At 47.2% G+C, this 18639-nt stretch carries 17 protein-coding genes; 2 read left to right on the plus strand and 15 right to left on the minus strand.

Features of this window, described 5'->3' with window-relative positions; translation table 11 throughout:
• Positions 1-270 precede the first annotated feature (270 nt).
• Positions 271-1944 (plus strand): IS1634 family transposase, encoded by a 1674-nt coding sequence (locus DHBDCA_RS10655; protein WP_242824896.1) that lies wholly within the window; start codon positions 271-273, stop codon positions 1942-1944.
• Between the two features lie 455 nt (positions 1945-2399).
• Here the strand turns inward: DHBDCA_RS10655 and DHBDCA_RS10660 are convergent, their stop codons facing one another.
• Positions 2400-4067 (minus strand): DAK2 domain-containing protein, encoded by a 1668-nt coding sequence (locus DHBDCA_RS10660; protein ID WP_051014058.1) that lies wholly within the window; start codon positions 4065-4067, stop codon positions 2400-2402.
• A gap of 97 nt (positions 4068-4164) precedes the next feature.
• A complete protein-coding gene (locus DHBDCA_RS10665; protein WP_025205365.1) occupies positions 4165-4521 on the minus strand; it encodes an Asp23/Gls24 family envelope stress response protein in 357 nt (118 codons plus the stop codon).
• A gap of 341 nt (positions 4522-4862) precedes the next feature.
• On the opposite strand from DHBDCA_RS10665, the gene rpmB reads away from it, so the two are divergent.
• Positions 4863-5054: a 50S ribosomal protein L28 gene (gene rpmB, locus DHBDCA_RS15045; RefSeq protein WP_015044215.1), complete on the plus strand. Its 192-nt coding sequence runs from the start codon at positions 4863-4865 to the stop codon at positions 5052-5054.
• A 96-nt stretch (positions 5055-5150) separates the two neighbouring features.
• Here rpmB and DHBDCA_RS10670 read toward each other — a convergent pair whose 3' ends face one another.
• The 13 genes from DHBDCA_RS10670 to fmt all read right to left on the minus strand — a co-directional run bounded on the left by DHBDCA_RS10670 (position 5151) and on the right by fmt (position 18398).
• Complete coding sequence (locus tag DHBDCA_RS10670; protein WP_015044216.1) at positions 5151-5810, minus strand: thiamine diphosphokinase; 660 nt, start codon at positions 5808-5810, stop codon at positions 5151-5153.
• Positions 5807-6514 carry a ribulose-phosphate 3-epimerase gene (gene rpe, locus DHBDCA_RS10675; protein WP_015044217.1) on the minus strand — a complete coding sequence of 236 codons (708 nt, stop codon included), beginning with the start codon at positions 6512-6514 and terminating at the stop codon, positions 5807-5809. The genes DHBDCA_RS10670 and rpe overlap by 4 nt, the downstream gene beginning before the upstream one ends.
• 151 nt (positions 6515-6665) lie before the next feature.
• Positions 6666-7535: a ribosome small subunit-dependent GTPase A gene (rsgA, locus tag DHBDCA_RS10680; RefSeq protein ID WP_015044218.1), complete on the minus strand. Its 870-nt coding sequence runs from the start codon at positions 7533-7535 to the stop codon at positions 6666-6668.
• A 90-nt stretch (positions 7536-7625) separates the two neighbouring features.
• Complete coding sequence (pknB, locus tag DHBDCA_RS10685) at positions 7626-9302, minus strand: Stk1 family PASTA domain-containing Ser/Thr kinase (protein ID WP_015044219.1); 1677 nt, start codon at positions 9300-9302, stop codon at positions 7626-7628.
• Positions 9302-10717 carry a peptidoglycan D,D-transpeptidase FtsI family protein gene (locus tag DHBDCA_RS10690; protein ID WP_015044220.1) on the minus strand — a complete coding sequence of 472 codons (1416 nt, stop codon included), beginning with the start codon at positions 10715-10717 and terminating at the stop codon, positions 9302-9304. The genes pknB and DHBDCA_RS10690 overlap by 1 nt, the downstream gene beginning before the upstream one ends.
• Positions 10714-12000 (minus strand): FtsW/RodA/SpoVE family cell cycle protein, encoded by a 1287-nt coding sequence (locus tag DHBDCA_RS10695; RefSeq protein WP_034378917.1) that lies wholly within the window; start codon positions 11998-12000, stop codon positions 10714-10716. The genes DHBDCA_RS10690 and DHBDCA_RS10695 overlap by 4 nt, the downstream gene beginning before the upstream one ends.
• Before the next feature lie 4 nt (positions 12001-12004).
• On the minus strand, positions 12005-12727 hold the full coding sequence (locus tag DHBDCA_RS10700) for a Stp1/IreP family PP2C-type Ser/Thr phosphatase (RefSeq protein ID WP_015044222.1): 723 nt from the start codon (positions 12725-12727) through the stop codon (positions 12005-12007).
• A complete protein-coding gene (locus tag DHBDCA_RS10705) occupies positions 12714-13157 on the minus strand; it encodes an FHA domain-containing protein (protein ID WP_015044223.1) in 444 nt (147 codons plus the stop codon). The genes DHBDCA_RS10700 and DHBDCA_RS10705 overlap by 14 nt, the downstream gene beginning before the upstream one ends.
• A 13-nt stretch (positions 13158-13170) precedes the next feature.
• Positions 13171-13956: an FhaA domain-containing protein gene (locus DHBDCA_RS10710; protein WP_015044224.1), complete on the minus strand. Its 786-nt coding sequence runs from the start codon at positions 13954-13956 to the stop codon at positions 13171-13173.
• A complete protein-coding gene (gene rlmN / locus DHBDCA_RS10715; RefSeq protein ID WP_176714374.1) occupies positions 13934-15025 on the minus strand; it encodes a 23S rRNA (adenine(2503)-C(2))-methyltransferase RlmN in 1092 nt (363 codons plus the stop codon). The genes DHBDCA_RS10710 and rlmN overlap by 23 nt, the downstream gene beginning before the upstream one ends.
• A 123-nt stretch (positions 15026-15148) precedes the next feature.
• A complete protein-coding gene (rsmB, locus tag DHBDCA_RS10720) occupies positions 15149-16564 on the minus strand; it encodes a 16S rRNA (cytosine(967)-C(5))-methyltransferase RsmB (protein WP_015044226.1) in 1416 nt (471 codons plus the stop codon).
• Between the two features lie 38 nt (positions 16565-16602).
• Positions 16603-17292 (minus strand): zinc metallopeptidase, encoded by a 690-nt coding sequence (locus tag DHBDCA_RS10725; protein ID WP_015044227.1) that lies wholly within the window; start codon positions 17290-17292, stop codon positions 16603-16605.
• Between the two features lie 158 nt (positions 17293-17450).
• A complete protein-coding gene (gene fmt, locus DHBDCA_RS10730) occupies positions 17451-18398 on the minus strand; it encodes a methionyl-tRNA formyltransferase (RefSeq protein ID WP_015044228.1) in 948 nt (315 codons plus the stop codon).
• Positions 18399-18639 lie beyond the last annotated feature (241 nt).

An 18639-nucleotide genomic window follows, 5' to 3' on the forward strand; every position in this document is an offset into this window, starting at 1 on the left:
CTTATAAGACGAAAAACTGCTAGCACTCAGCCCTGAAAAACCGTTTAGATAGCGGAGTTCAGGGCTGATTTTTATGTAGAAAATATATTATATTTTGTCCTATTATGTCCTTTTATATTAGTTGCGATTATGGTATAATAGTTTTAGATATTTTTAATCCAGAGGAGCCTTCTGTATGTACGTTGCCATAACAGGCTCGGGCAAGGCCCGGTCATACAGTTTAGAGAAGATACCCGTATTCCGGGAACAACGAAGAAAAAGACGCATGTCGTGAAGACGATTGGTAACTATGAACGAATGCTCGCTGAGGATCCGGACATTATTGCCAAGCTTAAGGCTGAAGCAGCTGAACTGACAAGGGCAAAGAAGGAAACGAACGCTCCTCTCGCTTTAAGCGTTACCGTTATGGACATCACATCACCTCAGGATGTTGTTCCTTCCTTCAGGTTCGGTCATGCGCTAATCAAACAGCTTTGGAGCACTATGGGGTTAGACGCCTTTTTTCTTGCTAATTGCGGAAAGCGCAATGCTACAGCTGTTGGACAAGCTCTATTCTACCTTGTCGCCCATCGCTGCGCAGATCCTTGCAGTATCCATGCGAGTGCATTGGAACAGAATTCCTATGCGGGTATCCTTTCTCTTGGGATCGATGTCCTTTACGATGTTCTTGATGTACTCTCCCAGCAGAAAGAGGCCATCATAAGCCACCTTGCTGACTTCTTTGAAAAGAAAACCAGCCGCAGTGGTCCTGAAGCATACTATGACGTCACAACGTACGCTTTTGAGAGCACCCGCTGGGGCGAATTACGAATGTTTGGCTTCTCGAAGGATCACAAAAATAACGAAGTTCAGGTGGTCATGGGGCTGCTTTTGGACAACAACGGCATACCCATAACGTATGAACTTTTTCCAGGCAACACGATGGATCAGTGTACTCTGACCCGATCGGTAGAGAAGCTTAAGAGTCTGTACAGGCTGGAAAAGATCACGGTGGTTGCCGACAGAGGACTCAACAGCGGCAGCAATCTTGAGTACCTCTGCAAGGGTGGGCACGACTTCGTCATCAGCTATACTTTAAAGCGTTCTCCTGACTCCTTTAAGGAACTTGTATGGAACGACGAAGGATGGCAAGATAGTGTGGACCTTGCCACAGGGGAGATAACCTCTCGTTCCAAGATCGTAGAGCAAATACTGGAGGTCAAGGTTCCCATAGATCAGGATGAGGAAAGTGCTGAAAAGAAAAAAAGAGGAAGGCCCAGGAAGTACACTATTGAAAAAATTCCCGTAAAGATACACTTAACCTGGTCGGCCAAACGGGCTAACAAAGACAGATCCGACAGGGAACGCGTACTAGAGAAGCTCAAGAAACGCCTTGACAAACCCTATCAGCTTAAGGCTGCAGTAAAACGGGGTTGCAATCAGTTTTTGCAGATGGAGCTTGACACAGAAGATTGGAAGCTGGATGAAGCAAAAATTGAGCAAGCCGCCCGCTATGATGGGTATTATGCGGTCATTACCAACAACCTGAACTTGAGCACAGATGAGGTTTCCAAGATATACGGAGGACTATGGAAGATCGAAGAGAGTTTTAGAATACTTAAGACTGACCTTAGAGCACGACCGGTTTTCGTATGGAATGACGAACATATTAAGGGGCACTTTGCCATGTGTTTCATCGCGTTATGCATACTCCGTTATGCACAGTACTTACTCGAACAATCAATGGGCAAGAGCGTTTCGGCCGCGCAAATCATGGAAGCAATACAGGACCCCCTTGCATTAGTTCAGGGAGAATACCCAAATAATATCGTTACCCCAACCCAAGTTTCCCAGACTTATCTCGATCTCGCATCGATACTCAAACTGACTCCTCTAAAGACAAACATGACACTGACCAAGTTCCGTTCATGCACAAAATTGGATCTAACAATAAACCTAAAATAATAGGACAATTTAAAATCGCTGAATCTCTTGCGCATCAAGTGATTCAGCGATTTTTCGTCTTTTATCTTCTAAAGTCAGGAGGGCCCGACCATCACCGGCCCCAGCAAATCAAAAACGCTTCCGACCTTCACCGGCTCACCTTCCTTCAGTAATAATTTGGGGTAATCCGTTTTCATCCATTCATACATTCATACATTTACTATGGATGGCTTACTTACATAACCATTATGCTAGGGTAAGTCTGGGGGCCACAGTTCCGCGACAAGCGAAGCCTGGATGGCGTAGCGCGGCTTTTTGCGTCAAGGAAGACGCAATAGCCGAAAGCGGTATTGTGGCATGCAGACTTACCCTAGCAGATTGGCTCAGGAGATCTGCCCTAACAAGACACGTTCGAAGACCTACATCGAGAAACCGGCTTGATAAAAAAAACTTCGGCCGAAGCCGAAGTTTTTTGTTTATTCAACCCCGAGAATATAATAATATAATGGCTGTTTCCCGGAATAAACCTCGACTTCAATCTCCGGTTTCTCCTCGCTAAGCCAGTCCGTAAGCAGGCTTACATCTTCTTCAGCCATGTCTTTACCGTAAAAAATGGTGACAAGATCCTTTTCGCGCCAATTCATTTCCTCCAGAACATTTTTGGCAACGTCGAGAATATCTCTGCCTGTCGTCTTTATTGTTCCCTCAATCAGGCCAAGAATATCCCCTTCGGCAATCTCCAGCTCGCCATACTGCGAATTTCTGACTGCATAAGTTACTTCTCCCGAACTTACCTGTCTGAATGCCGTTGTCATATTTTGAACGTTTTCCTCCGGAAGGCTGTCAGAATTGAAAGCAAGTAAAGAAGCGATCGCCTGCGGTATTGTCTTAGTCGGAATAACGTAGATTTCTTTGTCTTCAATCAGTTCGTTGACCTGACCGGCCGCCATGATGATGTTACTGTTGTTCGGCAGAAGGAAAATATGGCGGGCGGGAACTTTCCTAATCGCTTCGGCAAGATCACTGGTACTCGGATTCATAGTCTGACCGCCGAAAACAACCTCATCGACACCCAGACTGGTGAAGATTTGGGCAATACCTTCTCCCATGGCGACGGCAACGATCCCATAGTCCTTGACCTCTGTTGTCCCGGCCGAAGCCGCCTGGTCTGCAGGAGCCCCTGATGAAGTATCCGCGAGCCCGCCGGTATAAGCAGCTTCACTGCTTTCAGGCACATTTTTAGCCTGATGGGCAGCCAGCTCATTCTGGGCAAGCATATTGTGAATCTGAACTTCATGCAGAGAACCATATTTGATGGCATAATCCAAAATAAGTCCGGGGTTCCGGGTGTGAATATGGATCTTGACCACATCCTCCGTGCCCACGACCAACAAGCAGTCACCTTTGTCCAGGAGTGCCTGTCTTATAACATCGGGATCAAGGCCATTTCCTTTCATCAGAAACTCAGTACAATATGGAAATTCCAGGCTTCCAACGGCAATAATACCTGAAACCGCAGGAATCTGGACCTCCTCCTGCTGTACCTCAGCGTAACCAATTTCCTTGCCTTCCAAAGCCGAGATCCAGCCGTATAGAATAGTCAGGAAGCCCTGACCGCCGGCATCAACCACACCTGCCTGTTTCAGAACAGGCAGCATCTCAGGCGTCCTGGCCAGCGCCTCTTCACCTTTTTCACAACCAGCCCTCAAAACTTCCAAAATATCAGTCGTTCCGCTTTTTGCTTTAAGATATGCACCCCGGGCAGTCTCCCTGGATACAGTAAGAATTGTTCCTTCGACCGGTTTCATTACTGCCTTGTACGCGCTTTCAACGCCCGTTTGCAGCGCATGAGCCATCTGGAGAGCATTTGCTTCGTTAAGACCTTCCAAGCCCCTGGCAATCCCTCTCATGATCTGAGACAAAATAACACCTGAATTCCCCCTGGCACCCATCAGGGAACCTGTAGAAGCGGCACTTGCGACTTCATGCACAGAATTGCCCGTTACCTTGTCTGCTGCTAATGATGCTGCTTTGAATGTCAAATTCATATTTGTACCCGTATCCCCGTCCGGGACCGGAAATACATTCAAAGCATCAATTTCCTTCTTCCTTTGCTCCAGCAGACGAGACCCCGACCTTATCATATCTTTTAATACGTTTCCGTCAATTTTTTGAGCGTCCGACACGGCTTTCAAAATTTATCCTCCTACTCATCCTAAGATCATCTGAGTGTATTCTCAACTATTCTAAAAATCTTACCCCTTGAACATTTACGTTTACTTCAGCCACTTTTAGACCTGTCATTGTCTCGACAGTGTATCGGACCCGGTCCATTACATTGGAGGCAACCTCCGATATTTTAATTCCGTATCCCACAATGATGTTAAGGTCTATGATCAAGTCCTCTTCCTGAAGGGTGACACTCACCCCTTTGGATAAGTTTTCCCTTTTAAGCAAACCTGAAACGCCGTCCGAAATCTTTCTCGAAGCCATACCCACCAATCCATAGCACTCGATTGCCGCCGCACCTGAGATCGTAGCTATAACATCTTCTGATATTTCTACATTTCCCAGTTTTGTTTCCATCAGCTTTGCCATCTTTTCAACCTCGCTTTCCCTATAATCCAGCATCAATTTAATCTTTTGCATGATAAAATTCCATTTTGAAAGATTCACCGTTTCCTTTAATATAATTAGGATAATATACGCGGTAGCTTTCGTCAAATACTATGTGAATACCTCAGGGAACAACTCCTTATTTTTTCTTATCAGTACCCGGTAAATGTAGTATAATATATGAATAAAATATTTGCATTTGCAGGATGTATAAGACCTATATAAACCTCGTCGGATAATAAAAACCTGCCCTTGCCAATTCTTTTAAGTTCTGCTAAACTATAATAGTGTCATTTTTGGGTGAAAAGGAGGTAGAAGAAATCATGGCTAGTATTTGTGATGTTTGCGGAAAAGGAGTTTCTTCCGGGATGAGTGTCAGTCACTCCCATATTCGCTCCAAGCGTACCTGGAAACCAAACCTCCAGCGTGTCCGTGCTGTAGTGAACGGTACTCCCACCCATGTCAAAGTCTGCACAAGATGCCTTCGTTCAGGTAAAGTGAAACGAGCAATCTAACTTCATCGTGAAACGACTGTGATTGGATTAAAACAACCCCGACTTTAAAGCCGGGGTTTTTGCTTTTCAACCAATTTTGAGGAGTAAGTTTTAAGATTAACAAGGCATCTGAACATAGATCAGAACTTTGCCTTCATGAATTTCAATCGAAATATCTTTATCCGTAAACACATTGCTGATTCCACGCGGGGAATTATGCGCAAGATTTAGCATATCCAGCTGATAGTACAGCCCTTCGGCAGATACCCGGGCATCATCGGATAAGGCGACGATCGACAACTGCTGACCAATGCTGCCCTTGATGTTCTCTTTACCCTGAAGCATCACCCAAGCATCGGATCTCGGGTCTTTCATCTTCAGCCGTCTGCCTTTCTCAGCATACGCAATCATGATTGAGATATTCCCCATCAGGTGATCCAGCCTTTTACCGCCGGCGGCATAAAGGACGATTTCGTCCTGAAAACATCCCTGAGAATCTAAATATGTATCTGCATAGGCCACAGCGAGCTCTAAATCCGTCTCATTTTTTTCGCAGGGATATTGTTTGACGGTTGTTTTGGCCGCTATACATTTTTCCAGATTTTCTTTTGTAATGGAATCGAGGTCCCCGATCAATACATCAGGGATTCTGTCCGAAGCGATGGCCTTGTTGCCGCCTCCGTCCGCGCAGATCAACATCTCGATATGATTCCCGGCGAGTTCGCCGCGGCCCCACGCAGCATCCCATTCTCCGTTTGCCACGACTGCAACCTTCATTGCTTGATCTTCCCCCGGAATCTTTTATTTTTGTTATCACGCTGTTCCTCTTTGGCTGCTTCAAGGATATCACAAATCGCCTGTTGCGGATCCGGAGAACTAAATACAGCTGCACCAGCTACTAATATCTCGGCCCCGGCTTTGCTTACCAGACGGGCTGTCTCAACATTGATTCCGCCATCCACCTCAATACGGCAAAGCGGGTTCACTTCCTTCAGAATCTCCGACAGCGCTACGATTTTCGGCAAGACTTCCTGAATAAACTTTTGGCCGCCAAAACCAGGGTTCACAGTCATCAGCAACACAACATCAAGTTCCTGCAAAACATATGTCAGCATTTCCAGCGGGGTTGCAGGGTTCAGTGCAACGCCCACATTCGCCCCCAGAGATTTGATCAGCTGGATGACCCGGTGAAGGTGCCTGGTCGCCTCAGCATGAATCGTGATCGAGTCGGCACCTGCCTTCACAAAATCTTCAACATACTTTTCAGGATGTTCAATCATCAGATGAACATCAAACTCCAGCGCGGAGACCTTGCGGAGCGATCCAACAACGGCAGGCCCTATCGAGATATTCGGAACAAAATGTCCATCCATAATATCTATATGCAGCATATCAATCCCCGCATTTTCAACAAGACTGACGTCCTCTCCCAATCTGGCAAAATTGGCAGACAGTATCGATGGGGCAATCGTCAAAGCCATAAAGATCCTCCTTCCAAACCTATGGTGCTGTTTCTTTGGCTGCGTGCAGTTTCTTATCATTAATTGTACGGTTTTCTGTAATTATTCTTCGTTCAGCCCTGAAACCCTTTATTAGGGTATCAAAAAAATTCTAAGTTAAGTTCTGATACATCTAATATTTTTTTTCATGTTCGATGACTTCTTTTAAAAACTGCAGATAGTGCTCATATCTGGAAGAATTAATAAGGCTCTCGCTCAGGGCTTCTTTTACAGCACAGTCAGGTTCCTTGTCATGAAGGCAGCTTGAAAAGCGGCATTCATGTTTAATCCGGACAAACTCAGGAAAGTAGGATTGCAGTTCCTCTCTCTTCATTTCGGGCAGGTACAGGGATGAAAATCCCGGCGTATCTGCAACAAGTCCTCCTGCTACGGAAAGAAGCTCGACATGCCTGGTTGTATGCCTTCCCCGGCCGATTTTGTCGCTGACGTTACCTGTTTTAAGTGTCTTCCCGGGATTCAGAGCATTGATCAGGCTGGATTTGCCAGATCCGGAAGGTCCTGCTAACACAGACACATTGCCCTTGAGCCTTTCAGCAATTTCATCAATCCCTGTCAGAGTCCGATTCGACACCTGGACGACTTCATAGCCGATCCTGCGGTAATCGACAGATGGGGTTTTATTTCCAACATCCAGATCTTCCTTGGTGAATACGATCAAAATGCTGATTCCTGCTTCCCCGGCCTGAATGAGCAGCCTGTCCAGCAAATTGTAATCCGGATCAGGGGTCTTCAAGGAGAAGACCAAGAGAACCTGATCCACATTTGCAATATACGGCCTGACCAGAGAATTTTGACGTTCGAGTACCTTTTCAATCGTGGCCTTATCCCCTGTTCCTGGAAGAACCATCACCTTGTCGCCGGGGATAAATTCCTGCTTTTTTACACGAAAACGACCGCGCAGGGAGCATTCCCATACCCGGTCATCGGCGTATACGTAATAAAAGCCGGCATATCCTTTCATCAATGTTCCCTGAATCAGCATATATCCTGTTCTTTCCTCCGCTCTAATTCAAATAACTCCTGTACCTCTTATCATGTCAAAAAAATGATAGCATCAGATATTTGGGTCATTTTAGGCCGGGGGTCCCGGTCCCTGAGACACAACGATGGTCACTTCCGAACCCTGCTGGATTGGTTTGCCCGGTTTGGGTTCAGTTGTAATCACGGCTTTCTCCGGAAATAAATCCGATTCTTCCATGATCGGCATTACTTTCATATCGTATTTTTCTAGGTAATCCGTGGTAAACTCCAGTGACATGCCTGTAAAATCAGGCATAGCGGTAATCGTTGGTTGAATCCCTTCGCTGACAAACAGTTCGATCTCTCCGTTCTTTGTCCAGGTCGAACCGGGCGCAACCGATTGTCCGAAAACATGTCCTTTCGAAACGGAAGCGCTCAGCATTGTTTTGACCGTAATATTCGTAAAACCGGCTTCCTTAAGCGTACTCTCAGCGTTTTCCTGAAGTGGATACCCGGTTGTTACATTCGGTACTTTAATGTATTCTACCCCTTTGCTGATCTCAATGTCCACTGACCTTCCAGCCTTAACTTCACTCTTCGGCTTAATGCTTTGAGAAACAATCCCACCCTGCTTAATTTCATCGCTGTAGGTTTCGGTCCGGTTGCCGAGAACTAGACGGGCTTTGGTCAATTCGATTTTAGCTTCTTCTACAGTCTTACCCGTAAGATCCGGAACGTTAACCACCTGTGTATGGGTGAAAACCCAAACTCCTGAGGATGTCCCGACAACTACAATCAGTGCGGCAATAGCAATCATAACCAGCATCGGAATTTTTTTCTTGCGCTTTTTGGTACGCAGAAGCGCATCATTCTTGGCCTCATTCGGGATTACTTTATCCTTCAAGCCCCTATGAACCTGGGTCTGCATGGTATCTTCATGGTCTCTGGCCTGTCTTTTTTCCCAAACAATGATCTCTCCGGCTTCGATCCTGTCGAGATCCTCGAGAAATTCCGCTGCACTTTTATAGCGGTCTTGAAGTGATTTGGCCAGTGCTTTCATGATCACGGTTTCCAGTTCCGGGCTGACTCCGGCAACAAGCTTCCCGGGCAGCTCGACTTCCTCCTGGATATGCTTCAAGGCAATGGTAATCGCGGTATCTCCATCATACGGAAGCCTTCCCGCAATCAGTTCATAAAGGATGATTCCAAGCGAATAGATATCGGACTGTTCCGTGGTTTGGGAACCCTTGGCCTGTTCCGGTGACAGGTAATGCACTGAGCCGACGATATCCCCGGTATGGGTGACGGTTGCCGAAGAGGCGGCTCTGGCTATCCCAAAATCAGTAACTTTGGCCCTTCCATCCGGTGCAATTAAAATATTCTGCGGTTTGATATCCCGATGAATAATATTGTTGGCATGTGCATGAACCAGTGCTTCAGCAATCTGACGGACAATATGAATCGCCTTATCCTGGGAAAGAGGCGCTTGCGTACGGATAATATCCTTTAACGTCTGGCCTTTGACATACTCCATGACAATATAATCTTCGTTCCCGTCTCTGCCCACATCATAGATCGAAACGATGTTCTGGTGAGACAGGCTGGCTGCAGACTGCGCTTCCCGGCGAAAACGACGGATAAAACCCTCATCGGAAGCGTACTGTTCCCGCAGGACCTTGATAGCAACGGTTCTGTTCAGTAATGTATCCTTGGCCCGGTAGACGATTGCCATCCCTCCGGCCCCAATTTTTTCTTCTATTTCATATCTTCCTCCGAACATCTTTTCCATTAGTTTTCACCTTCTTTCAATTCAAGTGCTTTCTCTATGACTGCTTTAGCAATCGGCGCTGCCGCTCCGCCGCCGGTTCCGCCATGTTCCACCAGGACCGCTACAGCTATTTCCGGATTCTCCGCAGGAGCGAAAGCAATATACCAGGCGTGGGTATCCCCGTCTCCTCCCGGTTCAGCCGAGCCAGTTTTTGCTGCTATTTGGGCCCCAGATATGGCTCCGGGAGATGCTGTTCCTTTATTGACAGCCAAAACCATGCCGCTTGTTATTTTTTCTGCTTCTTCCTTACTGAGAGGCGTCAGCCAAACTTCAGGTGTCCTTCGATAGATACTATTTTGCTTGGAATCGAGCACACTGTCAATCAAATGTGGAACCATTATTTTGCCGTCATTGGCAACTCCGGCTGTGATCAAGGCCATATGGAAAGGACTAACCATTACCTGACCCTGACCGAAGGTACTCTCGGCAAACAAATTGAGGCTTAAGTTCTCCGGCAAAGGGTCATCCCTGGTAATTGAACTGATCGGAACATACTGATCAAACGGGATATCCCTGCCAAATCCGAAATTGGACACAGCCTCCAAAAAATGATTCACACCAGCTTTGATCCCATACTGAGCAAAATAAGTATTGCAGGAGTAGGCCAAAGCAAGATCATAATTGACCCAGCCATGCGCTTTATCATTTTGTTCCTGGATCGTCTGCCCGTTAATCACAGTAGAACCTTCACAATCATAAAGCTCCGTTGTGTCGAGTCCTGCCTGAAAAATGGCTGCTGAAGTAATAACTTTCATAATTGATCCTGGAGGAAACAACGAGAAAGCGTGGTTCACCAGCGGACTGTCCTCCTCAGCAATAATCTTGTCCCAGTCCTGTTCAATTGCTCCAGCATCATAGCTTGGCTGACTGACCAGCGCCAGAACATCCCCGTTTTGCGGATCGATTGCCACCACTGCTCCGGTCTTGCCCTGCAAACTCTGATAAGCAGTCTCCTGTAGACGGGAATCAAGTGTCAGTATCAGGTCATTACCTGTTCTCTGCAATTCAAATGCATTCTGAATCCGTCTGAGAATGGAAGGATTCTTCATTCCGAGAAGTGTTTCCGCCTCCGTTGCTTCAAGGCCGGCAGAACCGTATTTTACTGTGGCATACCCCAGTAAAGGCTCAAACATCTCACCCTGCGGATACGTTCTGACTTTTCCGTCAGCGGTTTGCTCCGTCTTTGCCAGAACAACGCCGTTGCGGTCAAAAATGCCGCCCCGGGTAATTCTTTCCTCTAAATAAACCGCGCGCCGGTTAGCTGGATTATCCAGCATCTCATCGGCCTTAACCACTTGCCAGTATACCAGACCCAGGCTTAGAAAAACAAAGCTAAAAACCATGATCAGTGCAATTTTGCGGATTCCATTGTTCATAAGGCATCTGCCTGCTTTCCGATTGGTATCTGACTCACGGAGAAAGCTGAGCTATGAGAAATGCCGGCCAGAATCCCAAGGAGTAAAAAGTGTCCGACCATGGAACTTCCCCCGTAGCTCATCCAAGGCAAAGGCAGACCTGTAAGCGGAAGCATTTTGGTCACCCCGGCCAGGATGATCAGCGCTTCCACACCGATCAGAATGCCTATTCCCGCCGCCAGGATCTGGCCAAACCGATCCACAGCTCTGGTGCTGACGCAGAAACAGCGCATTACGACAATAATAAACAGACTGATGATTGCCATTGCGCCAATAAAACCAATTTCCTCAGCAATCACCGAAAAGATAAAATCAGTGTCCGCATTCGGAATCTGGTAAGCACCTATCCCATTTCCGAGACCTGTCCCCAGAAGCCTTCCCCCACTTATGGCGAAGATCGACTGGGAGATCTGATAAGCCCCGCCGCTGGCATCCAGCCACGGGTTAATCCAGGTAGCAACCCTTACGCGGACATGATCAAACAGGAAATAACCAGCTGCCCCTGTCGCCATGACCAACGGAACGGAAACCACGAGATAAAGCAGTCTTTCGGTTGCGACATACAAGATAAACACCATAAGAAGGAAGAATACCAGCGCCGTTCCAAGGCTTTTCTGGGCACCCAGCAATCCGAGAACAAATACGCCGATAAAAACAAACGGGCCCATTGTTTTGGCATCAGGCAGAGAAAGTCTCCCAACCTGAATCGTTCCAAAACGCAAAAGCTCTTTATTATCACTTAAATAGGATGCCAGGAAAAGAAGCAGGGCCACTTTGACGAGCTCCTCGGGCTGGAAACCCACCCCGGCAAACCTAAACCAGCTTGTCGCACCATTGATGGTGGTCCCAAATATCAGCGTCAGCAGAAGCATAAGCAAGGCCAGCATTCCCCAGAGATACTGATACTCACCAAGCTTGCGGTAATCTCGTAAAATAAAAAAGACAGCATAGTAAATGATCAAGCCCAGATTCGCCCAGATAAATTGGTCCGCCGCCTGGGCAGGATTGATCCTTGCTAGAAAAACCAAGCCAATCGCGAGGATGGTCTGAACTACCGGCAGGAGATACGGATCTCCCTGATAGCAAAAAAATATTTCAAACAAGGCACCTGCTAGGATCAAAAAAGAAAATACAGCTCCTTGCAGGAAAAAACCGCTTTCACTCATATCATCCAGTTTCAGTACACCGAGTCCCATCCATAGAATTACTAAAGTCAGAACTCTCAAAGATAGACGATGTAGCATGTTCTCACCGCTCCACAATACAGCATATTGCCGTAAAATTATCCGGAGCCCCCCGTTCGATCACAACATTCTTCAAGGTTTCGAGATGGTCATCCCATGATTTAGCCTCGGAAAACTCCGCAGCAATCTCCTGATCACTAATTTCATTCGAAAAGCCATCCGTGCACAGAAGAAAAACATCTCCGTCCTGTACTTTAAGTTGGAAACAATCTACATCAATGTTGAGCTCCACACCCAGCGCTCTGGACAAAACATGCTTGTGCGGATGATTTTTGGCTTTCTCCTCCGTCAGCTCTCCGAGGCGGACAAGTTCGTTTACCATGGAATGATCCTCCGACAGGAGCGTGAGGGTCTGATTTCGCCATAAATAAATCCTGCTGTCGCCCACATGGCCAACAACGGCTTTATTGTCATAGATCATCAGAGCAGTCAGGGTTGTTCCCATGCCTTCCGTCCCTTCAGTCCGAAGCGATACCTCGTATACTTCACGGTTGGCCTGATTCACAGCCTGAACGATCCAGTCCTGCATATCCTGAATATCCGAAGATTTTAATTCAGCTGCTTTTTCCTCTAATTGTTCGACCGCGATCCTCGAAGCTATTTCCCCGGCATTATGTCCGCCCATTCCATCGGCCACCGCAAAAAATGACTCCTCCGGCAATATAAGAAAATAATCTTCATTGTTTTTTCTAACACAACCGGTCTCATAAATCCTAACTGCTTTCATTTCCCCACCTCGAATATAGAAAAGTAATGCTGCCTATCTTGATGAAGTCACCGGAAACAAGCTGGACCTGGGAGTTGATCCGTTCTCCGTTCACCCAGGTACCATTCGTGCTCCCAACATCCTCCAGCGTTGTCATCCCTCTGTTATGCTTGAATTCAGCATGATCCAGCGAACAATAATGGTCCGGAACGACGATATCGTTGTGCTTTCCTCTTCCGATGGAAAGCCCCCGGGAATCAATCTTAATCTTGCGTCCTTTGGGTAGCTTTTCAGCTCCGCCTAAGACCTCGATACAGCCAAGATCAGATTCGGTTTTGCTCATGATTCCCCTCGACCTTAAATCGGCCAGCATAACCGTCAATATCCGTAAGAGAAAGAGATAGATAAAACCAACAAATACAATCCTTCCAACTACCGTAAGCATTTGCATTCAATCACCGACTTTACTTATCTACCTGAAATTGAAAATGCGTTTGTCCGGCCTTTATCCTGTCCCCAGGATTTACCATATAGCGGTCAACCCTTAATTTGTTCAGATAGGTACCGTTGGTACTGCCTAGATCCTGAACAAACCACCTTCTATTCTCTGTATAAAGCTTCAAATGGTGACGGGAGATCTCCAGGTCTCTGACTTCGATATCACAATCTTCCTGGCGTCCGACGATATACTCGTCCTTATTAAGATCGTAAATCTCACCTTCATTTGTCCCTTTTATAACTTCGAGATAAGGATGAGTTTTCCTGCTGACTGTTTTGGATGATGCCATGATTAATCTTGCAGCATCCGCCAGAACTGTTGTTTTTTCCATTTCTTCATCTTCCGCAGGCAGTTTTTCTTCGTTAATCCGCCAATTGGCGACAACAGAATCTTTAAACTCAACCTGGGTTTTCATTAAGCCAGCATCAATCTTCTCCGAAGGCTGCATCCGCACAACCGGAAGCGCCAGAAAAGTGTAGCCCTGCCTGGTCCCTTCGTCATAGAGATGTTTGGCCAGCTCCACCAGCAGTGTCTCTCCAAAACTTTCCAAGACCGCATAATCCTCAGGGTTTAAACTTACAGTGTAAACATTCGGGACATAGACATGGGATATGCTGACCTGCTTATTTTTCAGCATTATTTTATTGAGTTCCCTGGCAACCTGAACAGGCTGAATCGTGCCCACCGACTTGCTGAACAAAAATGTAGCCATCTGTTCGGCGATCGATTCAACTTTGTTTAAGAGACGCATACTCCTCACACTCCAAACGCTGTCTAAGCTGACCACAGGCTGCGTCAATGTCCAGGCCTTTTTCTTCTCTGATCGAAACAGGAATCTTGCCCGCCTCGAGAACCCTTTTGAACATCGTTAACCGCTCTTTGCCCGCTCTTTGAACGTCGCTGCCGATTACCGGATTAATGGGGATCAAATTGACATGGGCCAGCATGCCCTTAAGGAGAACGACCAGTTTCTCTGCTTCCTCTTTGGAGACATTCTGTTGGTGTAAAGCAAACTCAAATGTAACTCTTCTGTTCGTCTGATCGGAATAATACCGGCAGGCTTCCAGCAGTTCCTGCAATGGATATCTCCTGTTGATAGGAACCAGCGTATCCCTGACTTCATTTCTGACTGAATGAAGCGATACAGCCAAACCGACTTGCGGGTTGTCCTGTGCCAGTTGAATGATCTTGGGGGCAACACCGCTCGTCGAGATGGTCATTCTCCGCATGCCGATATTCTGACCGTTCTCGCTGTTCAGGATTCGAATCGCTTTCATCACCGCATCATAATTAAGAAAAGGTTCGCCCATCCCCATGAAAACAATATTGGTTACCGTGAATTTCGGGTCCTCCTGCTGAAGCAGCCGACTGATTTCGAGCACCTGGCCGGTGATCTCTCCTGCAGTCAAGTTTCGGCGGAATCCATCCATTCCGGTTGCACAGAAAGGGCATCCCACAGGGCATCCTACCTGAGTCGAGACACATAGAGTGTGTCTGTCCCGGCTTGTCAGATGATCATAGTCCATCAGCACCGTTTCAATGCTTTCTCCATCAGCCAGGCGAAATAAAAACTTCCGGGTCCCATCGGCAGAACGCTGCGCTTTTAAAACAGTCAGCGGCTGGATAAAGAAAACCCTGTCAAGCCGTTCGCTGTCCTGTTTCCCGATATTCATCATTTCATCCCAATGATGAACTCCTCTGGCATTAACCCAGTTGAAAACCTGATTGGCCCTAAACTTTTTCAAGCCGTTTTCGAGGCATACTGCACGCATTTCTCCTTCAAGACAACCGCGGCAATCCAGCTTTTCCATAATTAGTATTATTCTCCCAATTTCATAATCTTAAACATGTTTTTCCGCCAGACGTAAAGCTTTGTCAATTAGAGCACATAGACTTGCTATAAAATCTTCTTGCCGCTCCTTGCCATCCGTAGCATCGCGTCACTAGGCCATCCGTGGCCTTCGAAACTTAGCGATAAAGAATCCATCCATATTGTGATGATGAGGCAGGATCTGCCATACCCCTTTCCGGAGTTGTTTCAGATCTCTCTCCTCTGCTGCAAAAGGCAAACTTCCCGACAAGTCAACGGAAACAAACTCGGGCTTAAGCTGCCGGAAAGCTTTAACCACTTCAAAGTTTTCTTCCGGCTCCATGGTACAGGTCGAATAAACAAGCTCTCCGCCTTCCCGCACATGATCGGCAGCTTTCAGCAGGATTGCCAGCTGGAGTTCTGGCAGTTTGCTGATCTCGTCTTCTCTCTTCTGCCAGCGCAGATCAGCTCTTTTCCTAAGCACACCCAAGCCCGAACAGGGCGCATCAACCAGGACCCGGTCAAACTTCTCTCCGATTCCTTCCAAAATCCGGGCGTCGCCCTCAACAGTTTTTATCATTGTAATTCCGAGCCGCTCGGCTGATTCCTTGATCAAATCAAGCTTTTGGGGATACATATCAACAGCAACAATGGTTCCCTTGTTTTTCATCAATTGCGCCAGATGGGTTGTCTTCCCTCCCGGGGCACTGCAGACATCCAATACGCTGTCCCCTTCCCGCGCTCCCAATAGATGAGCAGCCAACTGAGAACTCTGATCCTGAACCGCGAAATATCCGTTTTGGAATTCCCAAAGTTGGTCCAATCCGCCAAAATCTTTCAGAATTAAGCTTTCCGGTGTGTATTCTCCGTCCGCGACCTCAATTTCCTGACTTTCCAATAAGGTTTTTAGTTCCTGCCTTGTTGTCTTTAGGGTGTTTACACGGATAGAAGTAAGGGAAGGTTCGTTGTTGGCTTTGAGCAAAGCTTCTGTTTCTTCCTGCCCCCACCTTGCCAGCCAGCGCTTGATCATCCATTCAGGATGAGAATATCTGACCGAAAGATAGCGGACCGTTTCCTTCTTTTGGTCTGGCCATTCAAAATTCCAGCCTGTTTCAGCCGCCTTGCGCAGGACACTGTTGACAAGGGGGGAATAGGTTCGGTTCAGTTGATTCATCAGGTCAACACTCTCATTGACCGCGGCGGGCACCGGCACTCTGTCCATGAGTAGTATCTGAAAAACACCGGTCCTTAAAACAGCCCTGACTTCCTGCGGTAATGCGGACATCGGCTTATTCAGATGTTTTCTCAACGCATAATCCAGCGTCAATTTGTTTTTTAATACCCCGTTGACCAAAGCAGTAGCCAGATTCCTGTCCCGGCTCTGAGTCAGTCCTGAAAGCTGGGAACGTAAAAGAAGATTGGCATAGGCCCCTTCTTTTTCGACCCGCGTAAGAATACGCACGGCTATCAGCCGTGCGTTTTGATCGTTTATGCGTTTCCGCCTACGTTTGGTTTTTTCTTCAGTAATAGGGTTATTCTTCTCCGTCATTTTTCTATCCCAATCTTTTTTATTCTCTTGATTCGGTATTAATCATCCCGGCCTTGTGCAATCCACACAAAACGCAGCAAGGTCAGGATCGCAGTCAGTGCTGCGGCGACATAGGTCAGGGCTGCTGCACTGAGCATCTTTCTTGCACCTGTCATCTCTTCTGTATCTTTAATAATGCCGCTGTCTCCCAGAAAAGCTAAGGCTCTGTTACTGGCATTGTATTCAACAGGAAGCGTAACGATCTGGAACAGAACTGCAAACGCAAAAACATAAATCCCAATATCCAACAAGAAGGATATCGACGGCAGGAACAGCCCAAGAAGGATCAAGATGGGTCCTGCCTGACTGCCGAATGAAGCCACTGGCACAAAGGCCGACCTGAGTTTCAACGGAACATAGCTGTCAGCATGCTGCACAGCGTGACCTGTTTCGTGAGCCGCGACAGCCAGCGCTGCAATGGACGTACTGTTATATACACCGCTGCTGAGCCTCACAACATGAGTCCTCGGGTCGTAGTGGTCCGTAAGGTTTCCGGCAACCTGCTCTACCTGAACATCATAAAGGCCATTCTCATTCAGCAGCGCTCTGGCCACGTCTGCACCCGTCGCTCCCGAACTGCTCCTCATTTTGGAATATCTGCCGTAAGCACCACTGATCTTGGCCTGAGCATAGACAGTCAGAATAATCGCTGGAATCAGCAGTATAATTGTGTAATCAAATAAAAACATAATCTTCCTCCTTAAAAAGCCAGACCTGCTCAAATAGCATAGGAGTCATGCTTCTTATGTATAATTCAAGGCACTAAAACAATCATTGTTTAACTATTAGAAGTATATCCATTTATTCTTAGATTTTGCTTAAAAGAAGGAAAGACGAGTGCGATCGTTTACTCAAAACGATCATTTGCTTTAAGTCTATATCCGTTATAAAAGTCCTGGGCACGCATTTTCTTTTTCCCAGCAGGCTGAAGCTCTGAAATTTTTAAAATACCTTCCCCGGTCTGAACCAGCAGTCCTCCCTTAGCAAGGGACAAAATGCTTCCCGGCAAAGCGTTTTGCGCAGTCTGTCCGGATAAGGCAGGTTTTCCGGACAGCTCACTTAGCCATATTTTAACCTGTTCTCCCCGGAAAAGCGTAAAAGCACCGGGCCAGGGATTCAGTCCGCGAATCCTGTTATGGATTTTGGCTGCGTCCCAGGACCAATCCACCTGCTCATGTTCTCTTTTCAGAAGCGGTGCATACGAAAATACTTTAGGCTGCGGTACCGGCCGAACGGTCCCATTCTGCAATCCTTCGAGTGTATTAATCAACGCCTTAGCGCCGATTTGGGCCAGCGCATCGTAAACTTCACCCGTTGTGGCCTCCGGTACGATTGCATATTCTTCGCTGATAAGCATTGCGCCCGTATCCAGACCTTCGTCCATCAGCATGGTTGTAACACCGGTCTTAGACTCTCCGTTCATCACTGCCCAGTGGACCGGAGCTGCTCCGCGATAAGCCGGAAGCAGTGAGGCATGCACGTTAATGCATCCAAAAGACGGTATTTCCAGAATCTCTTTGGACAGGATTTGTCCGAAAGCGACCACCACAATGCAGTCCGGCTGCAAATCCCTGATCTGGTCGACCGCTTCGGGTGCTTTAATCCTGGCAGGCTGAAATACAGCAAGTCCATACTTTTCAGCCAGCACTTTGACCGGACTCGCTTTCAATTTGTTCCCTCTTCCCGCAGGTTTGTCGGGCTGGGTAAAAACGCCGCCGATTTGATGTCCTGAAGCATAGAGCGCCTCCAGGACAGGCACCGCAAAATCCGGTGTTCCCATAAAAACAAGCCGCATCTAACACTGTCACTTCCCGTTCCGTATTCTAAATGCAAAGACTCTCTCTTCGCGCATCTAGCAAATCTTAGCCATAAATCTTATGCCCCATATTTTGTCTGCATGCTACAATTTCAGCGTCAAGCGGAGCATGGAGTGCGTAGCGCGGCCTTTTGACGGCCATGGATGGCCTAATGTCGCGATGCCATGGATGGCAAGGAGCGACGGGGCAAGGATGATACAACGGCCGAAAGCAGAATTG

Source organism: Dehalobacter sp. DCA, from assembly GCF_000305775.1.
In the GTDB taxonomy this organism is placed as follows: Bacteria; Bacillota; Desulfitobacteriia; order Desulfitobacteriales; family Syntrophobotulaceae; genus Dehalobacter; species Dehalobacter alkaniphilus.